The sequence below is a fragment of the Streptomyces sp. NRRL S-31 genome (assembly GCF_000718775.1).
In the GTDB taxonomy this organism is placed as follows: Bacteria; Actinomycetota; Actinomycetes; order Streptomycetales; family Streptomycetaceae; genus Streptomyces.
Map to the genome: position 1 here is coordinate 22052 of NZ_JOCB01000104.1, position 6880 is coordinate 28931.

Below are 6880 nucleotides of genomic sequence, written 5' to 3' on the forward strand. Positions count from 1 at the left end.
ACAGTTTGCGGTCGCCCCTATTGATCACCGCCTTCGCGGTCGGCAGGGGAAGGTTCCTCAGAGGGGATACGGCGAGGGCATGCACGTTCATCGAGAACCGGCCTCGGTGCCGCCGTTGGGCCCCTGCCGCGCCGGGCGAGCGGCACGGGCCGGACGGTGAGTTCCTGGACGTCGCCTTGAGCGCGGTGCGCTCCGAGGAACGCGGGGGTACATGGAGTGCCTGGAGGCGTTCGTGGAACAGCACCGCGCCCGCCTGAAGGAGAGGCCGCGCGCGTACGGGCCAGGCAGTCGGCCCGCCTCGCACGGCCGGTACGCGCTGGTCGGGCAGCGCGAGACGGCGGTCATCCTGGAGCGGATGGAAACTCGGTCGGTCCGGCCAGCACGCTCCCGGGAGAGCGCTCCCGGGAGCGTGTCTGCTTCAGCGGGTTGCGGCCTCGCCGACTTGGCGATGGCTTACAAGGTTGTGAGCGAATGAGTTGGGGCGTGCTGGTCCGGGGGTTCGGCTGGTGGGTGATTCAGCGGGTCGTCGGGGTAGCGGGCACGAGTGCGGTGCTCGCTTTGCGGTGGGTGGCACGTCGAGCGGCGCGGTCGGAGACCAGGCCGGCGATGGCACGGTGGGTGGCCGGGTAGTGCTCGCGACGTCCGAGGAACCGCTGCAAGGGGCGCCACTGCTTGTGCTCGGCGTTGGCGTGCTCGACGCAGATCCGGCATGACGATTGGCGGCGGCGCATCTCACGCCATCCGTACCGCTCGGTCAGCGGCACGTCCTCCAAGTCCTTCGGCTTCTTCGGCGGTGCCGAGATCTGGTCGGGGAACTCGTTGGCCAGGCCCCGGTAGCCTCCGTCGACCTCGGCTCTCACGTCCGGGTGGCGGCGGAGCTGTTCGGCGATGCCCTCGGTGCGCATCGCGGTCTGGTCGTGCGTTCTTCCGGGCCGGTCGGCCCCGGACCACAGGGTGCGGCCCTGGGCGTCGCTGTGGTGGTGGTCTTCATGGTGTTCTGCTTCTTCTTGCCGGAGACGAAGCACAACGGTCTGGCCGGTGGGCCCTGGGACGGCGGACCTGGGTCTCGGTGCCGTCGATCCGGAGCGTGATCCCTTCGGCTGCGGCGTAGGCGAAGACATCGGCCAGCGTGTGCAGGCGAAGCCGCGGCCGGTCGGGGACGGCGAAGCCCCGCGCGGCCGGCAGCGGACGGATTTCGCCGATCGCCCTGGTGATGGTGGACCGTTCCAGGCCGTAGAGCTCAGCCAGGGCGGCGTGCGGGAGTCGGTGACGCAGGTGGACCAGGGTGACCAAACCCGGTCGGTGAAGACGAGGTCGTGCTTCGGCCCGGCGCCAGGCCGCTGTCTGCGGGTGCCGCCGCGCCGCTCGTGCAGTGCGGACTCACAGCGCGGTCCACGGCCCGGCCAGCTCGTCGATCAAACCGCCGAGATGTGCACGGGAGATGCCGGTGAAGGCAGGATGAGACAAGGCCGCTCGGGCCCATTCCTTCGTCATCACACAGGATGAACCCGCGCGGTTCTCTCCGCGGTACGGGCCACTTGGGCGCTATCGCTGGTCGTGGTCCGAGAGCGCCGCTGCGGTGGCGCGGGCGAAGTCTTCCGGGTTGTCCAGCATGATGTTGTGCCCGCAGTCCGGGATGGAGACCACGCTCACCCCGGCTTCAGTGAGCGCATCGGTTCCCGGGAGCGGGCCGTCGGCCTCGGGCAGCAGGTAGGTGCGGGGGATTTTCAGGTCCAGCAGAAGCTCACGCATGGTGGGGACGGTGCCGCGGGTGAGGTGGACCGCGCTGCGATGCAGGGCCTCCCGGCCTGCCAAGCGCATCGTGGACCACCAGTGGGAACCAGCCCGGTCGCGGATCTCTTCCCAGCCGCCCGCCAGGAACTCCTCCTCGGAGTACGCGGCGATGCCGCTGCTGCCCGCGGCGCCCGGTGCGGGCGGGATCGGGTCGAGGTTGGCGTCGACCAGGAGCAGGCGGGACACCAGATAGGGGTGCCGGGCGGCCAGGACGATGGCCACCGAGCCACCCATGCTGTGCGCGATCAGCTCGGCGCCCATGACACCCGCGCTGTCCAGGGCCGCGGCAAGGGCATCGGCGTGGGATTCCAGGGTGTAGTCGAAGTCCGTCGGCCGGTCGCTGATGCCGTGCCCGAGCAAGTCGATCAACAGCGAACGACGTCCGGCGAGCAGAGGATGAACCGCAACTTCCGCGAAGTAGGCCGGCGACGTGGCGCCGAGACCATGGACGTAGACGCGGGACGGCTCCTGTCCCGGCAGCTCAACCCAGCGGATCCGGCCGCCCTCGGGCGTCACGGCGGCACTGCGCACAGTCTGATCCCCTCCACTACAGAACGACAAAGAGACGAGAGTAGCCACCGGGCCTCAGCGCACCATCACCGCCCCCAGCAGTGGACGCGGCGTGGGCACCAAAGCCTCGGGCCTCGACCAAGACACCCCACCCGATTTCGTTCACAACGTCGTTAGCCGCTCGGCCGGGTCGGCCTCTCGCCGTCGGGCGCGGCGGGCCCGGCGGCGGGCAGGTCGGATGCACTCAGTGGCCGGCCTCCCGGCCGCGGTGCGGTCCGGGCTCCTGCGGGCGGTGCGCCTGTTGATCGTCCTCGCGCCCCGGGTGCGACCTCTCGGCAGCGTCGCGGTGAGCGTAGCGGCCCATCGTGGTGCGGGCCCGGCCGGCCGCAGCGATGAAGGCGTCCTCGAGGTGGCGCAGCCGCTCGGTTGTGAGGCCGAGGGCTTCCACTTCCGTGCGCGACTTCCGAAGGGCCCGCAGCGCCGTCAGGTCCAGCGCCTCGCGGCGGCCGGGCTGCTGCTCTTGGTCGTCGTGCTCGGGGTCGGCCGGCTCGGGGTCGGCCGGCTCGGGCGCGAGCAGCTGCTCGGGCATCGCCGCCTGCTGATGGGCGACGACGTCGTACGCCCGGCCTCGCACGGCGGTGGCGGTGGTGGTGCGCAGTTTCTCGCGCACCACCGCGCCGGCGAGCACGGCGCGCTCGTACTGGAGCGGGATGCGGGGAATCTCCCACTGATGTCCAGGCAGTGCGTCGAGATGGCGGCGACCACGATTCCGTCGTCCAGGCCGGGGTCGCGGCGGCGGCCGCGCAGGACGAGGGCGAGGTGGCGACGGGCTTCAGCGAGCAGATGCCGGCGGTGGAAGCGGCCTCGGTCGTTCATCACGAACACCGTCGCGGCGACATCGACGGCCGCCAGGGCGACGTCGACCACAGCGGCGACCCGGGCCCGGATCGCCGCGGCCGCGGCACGGGCGTACTCGAGGAGGGAGGTGATGACGTCGGCGGCGACCTCGGAGGTGAGGATCGCGCTCGCCTTCCACCACGCGCGCAGCTGCGCGAGCGGCCGGGCCGACTGCTTCGACGGGCGGGTCTTGCGAGCGGCGATCCGGTTCAGCTTGGCACGGGCCCGCTCGGAGACCACAGGCAGGAACTTCGGCTCGCCGTCGTCGTCGACGGCGGTGACGTACTCGTGCTCCAGGTCCTCCAGGCAGGCGGCGATCTGGTCGCTGCGCCGGGAGGTCCAGCGGATCAGCTCGTGCGGCACCCCGGCAATCTGCATCACAGGCCGGCGCCGCGGCGTGACGGTGCGAGGCTCGGTCGCCAGCCGCAGCGCCTCGCAGACCTCCGCGGCCACCAACTCGTTGTAGAGCGCGGACGCAGCGTCGGGTTTCTCCAGCAGGGCCGTGCTGTGGACCGAGCCCCACTTCCCGTCCAGGCGCTGCCCCTTCACCGACAGCAGCCGATGGTCATGGAGCAAGGGCCGCCCAGCAGGTCGCGGTCGACGAGGTTTACGAACTCTCCGTGAACGCGATGGCGTGGTCAACGGCCCACTGGCGAAACGTGCGCGGCGCCGTCCCGAGGATGTCGGCCACCGCGGTGGTGATGTACGCGGGCTGTCCGACCGCCGCACTCCACGCGGCGAGCAGCATGTCGACGGCCGATCTGGACACCGTACCCTCCCACAGACTTCGGAACTCGTCTGGTGTTATCTCCTCGAATGCGATCCGGCGTCCCAGGGCGTCACCGATGACGTCCACCTGCGCGGCTTGGGTCAGCGATTCGGGGCCCGTAAGGACGTAGTCGCCTCCGACGTGTCCGCCCTGATAGAGCGTCCGCGCCGCGACGGCTGCGATGTCGCGGTCGTCGACCGGTGCCGACTCGGCAGCGCTGTAAGGCCACTGGACGACTTCCCCGGCCCGGATCGCGGGCGCCCACCAGGCCAGCGAGTTCGACGCGAACATCCCTGGCCGGATGATCGTCGACTCGAGTCCGGTGGCCGCGATGAGCCGCTCGATGCCGGCGTGCAGCACCGCCATGGGATTGGGCTGCTGGAAGAGGGGGTGCGGCGTCTGATGCGGGGAGGAGAGGAAGACGACCCGCCGCACGTGGGCTGCCAGCCGCTCGACGACTGCCTCCACGGTCTGAGGTGGGGCGGTCCAGACGAGGAAGACCGCACCGGCGCCACTCAGCGCCGGATCGAGCGACCCGGGCACGGTGAGGTCACCGGTGAAGACCTCGACCTTCGCCGGCAGCGTCGCCGCTGCCTCAGAGCGACGGGTGAGGGCACGGACCGGCACGCCTGCGTCGAGGAGTTGGTCGATGACGAGGCGGCCGACCCGTCCCGTCGCCCCAGTGACGAGCACGGGAGGAATGTCGATCTGATTCATGCCGCCCATGAAAACGTTACTCGGTTAAAAAAGCAACTCGGTCATGAATGTTACGGTGGTCAGATGAGCGAGTTGACGGGACTGCGGGCCCGCAAGAAGGAGCGGACGCGCGACGCCATCGGAGACGCGGCCGTCTCGCTGTTCCTGGAGCGCGGCTTCGACCGCGTCTCGGTCAACGACATCGCCGCAGCGGCCGAGGTCTCCAAGCCGACTCTCTTCCGGTACTTCCCCACCAAGGAAGACCTGGTGCTGTACCGGTTTGCGGATCACCAGGGCGAGGCAGCACGCGTCGTACGTGACCGTAAGTCCGGCATCAAGCCGGTGACGGCGCTGCACCGGCACTTCCGGGCCGGCCTCGATCGGTACGACCCCATCACCGGCCTCAGCGATCATCCCGAGGTGGTGGCGTTCCATCGGCTGGTATTCACCACACCGAGCCTGGCAGGACGGCTCACGCGGTACCAGCTCGAGGACGAGGAGGCACTGGCGGACGCCCTAGGCGAAGGCATCCGGGCACGCCTGCTAGCCGCCCAGGTACTCGCGGTCCAACGGGTGCTCGCCCGGACCAACTGGCAGAAGATCGCCGACGGTCGCACCGCCCACGACGTCCACCCCGAAGCCGTAGCCGATGCCGACCAGGCATTCAACCAACTGCCGTGACAGGCGACGCTCCCAGTCGAAGAGGACTCTGCGGCCCGGGCCGTCGGTGCAGCCGCCGCTGCGGGGCACGACCGAGAGTGCGTCGCTCCACTCGTGGACGATCACGCCCGGGGGCCCGTCGTCGATGATCCGGCAGAACGGGCAGTCGGGGCGCGGGTGCTTGCTGGGGTACTGGGGGCCGGTTGATATGGCGGTGCGTGACCTGCACCTGGGCGCCGGCCTCCCGCATCCGGCGGCCGATGGCGTCGGCGGGCGGCGCGGTACCGGGGCGGCGGGTCCTGCCAGCGGGCGCCGAAGGAGTCGATGAATACGTCGGGTACGAGGACCTCCAGGCTCGAAGGGGCTCAGACGCCGGAGCGCCGCCCGGCCGGAAGCGGCGGGCAGCGCTCGGTGGCGTCGGCTCCCACTTGGTGGTCTCGGTGATGACCAGGAACTGGTCGGTGGCCAGGTCCATCACGACCTGGGCGTCGGTGGTGCCCTGGGCTCGCTGGGCGGCGGCGTATTCGTCGGCGGACCAGGAGCCGCGGGGGTGGCCGGCGGGGCGCCGTTCGAGGTGCGAGCGCCAGGAGCTCGCGGTTGCGGCGCTGTTGGGCGGGGGTGAGCGGCCGGGCCTTCGCACCGTCGCGGTGCCACAGCGGCGAGGCCGGCGGCTCCGGATAGGCGAGGGCGTGGTCGACGTCGCGGTCGGTGCTGGTCATGAGGTCCTCCAGGTGGAGGTCGGGCGTGGTCGCCCTGGCCCTTGGACTGAGGCTTCGGCGTGAGGCGTGAGGTCGGAGGCGAACGCCCGAGGCGGGCCTCAACGGCATTGGCGGTGATCCAGTCCTCAGCGCATGCCTTGTGCACGGGCTCGCCGGAATGGGAGCGCATGGGCGTGGCCTGGCCGCACAGCGTGCGGGAGGTCCTGCCAGCGGTCGAAGTGCTGGCCGTCGCTCCCGACGGGAAGCTCGCCGGGAGCCGGGATCAGACCCGGCTCGAACGGCGGCTTCTCCTCCGCGCGTCCCCTGCGGGTCACGGCCGGAAGGCGGGCAACTGCTGGAACGCGGGCTCCAGCAGGTCCTCCGTCGGCTTCCAGGGCACGACCTGCCCGCGTGCGGGGATCGGCAAGGCGAGCTCCTGGACGTCCTCGAGCACCAGGTGCCAGGCGCCCGGGTGCGCCCAGGGCGAGCAGGGCGGCGCACCGGCGGGGTCCTGGTGGCAGTCGATGATCCGGGCGATGCCGACCACGGCTCCGGTGACCATCTCGCGGCCGCGGATCGTGCGGGCGATCAGCGGGAGGCGCCGGGCGGTGCCGACGAACCCGTTGTACATACTCGTGATCAGACACAGACCGGTCGTAGAGATTCGCTGCCACCCCTAGAGGATTGCTATTCCAAGGGCCCCTGTCCCCTGAATTGTCGGGCGGTCAGTGACGGTGCGGGTGCGCACCGTCCTGTTAGAGGTCGTTTTCGCCAGGACTGCCCGTGTATCCAGCGATTTCTAGATCGCCGGTTTGTGGTGCTCGTGCCGCTGGAGATGCGGGTTGGTTCTTGCTGT

Annotated in this window: 4 protein-coding genes and 3 pseudogenes; 1 reads left to right on the top strand and 6 read right to left on the bottom strand. The window is 70.5% G+C overall.

What is annotated here, in order from left to right; genetic code table 11:
• Positions 1–515 precede the first annotated feature (515 nt).
• The 4 genes and pseudogenes from IF37_RS39955 to IF37_RS0131905 form a co-directional block, all read right to left on the bottom strand.
• Positions 516–1494: pseudogene (locus IF37_RS39955) on the bottom strand (transposase family protein).
• 51 nt (positions 1495–1545) lie between these two features.
• Entirely contained in the window at positions 1546–2325 is a 780-nt protein-coding gene (locus IF37_RS0131890) for an alpha/beta fold hydrolase (protein ID WP_030750539.1), read from the bottom strand.
• A 462-nt stretch (positions 2326–2787) separates the two neighbouring features.
• The gene (locus IF37_RS39960) at positions 2788–3777 is read right to left on the bottom strand and encodes a relaxase domain-containing protein (RefSeq protein ID WP_158727425.1); all 990 of its coding nucleotides are present in this window, start codon (positions 3775–3777) and stop codon (positions 2788–2790) included.
• A gap of 31 nt (positions 3778–3808) precedes the next feature.
• Positions 3809–4687 (bottom strand): NAD(P)H-binding protein, encoded by an 879-nt coding sequence (locus IF37_RS0131905; RefSeq protein ID WP_253915912.1) that lies wholly within the window; start codon positions 4685–4687, stop codon positions 3809–3811.
• A 63-nt stretch (positions 4688–4750) separates the two neighbouring features.
• Between IF37_RS0131905 and IF37_RS0131910 the strand changes: the two genes are divergently transcribed.
• Entirely contained in the window at positions 4751–5347 is a 597-nt protein-coding gene (locus IF37_RS0131910; RefSeq protein WP_030750547.1) for a TetR/AcrR family transcriptional regulator, read from the top strand.
• A 412-nt stretch (positions 5348–5759) separates the two neighbouring features.
• On the opposite strand, the pseudogene IF37_RS46115 reads toward IF37_RS0131910, so the two are convergent.
• Positions 5760–5966 (bottom strand): annotated as a pseudogene (locus tag IF37_RS46115) (hypothetical protein); the annotation flags it as partial.
• Positions 5967–6355: 389 nt separating this feature from the next.
• Positions 6356–6631, bottom strand: a pseudogene (locus IF37_RS0131920) (hypothetical protein); the annotation flags it as partial.
• Between the last annotated feature and the right edge of the window lie 249 nt (positions 6632–6880).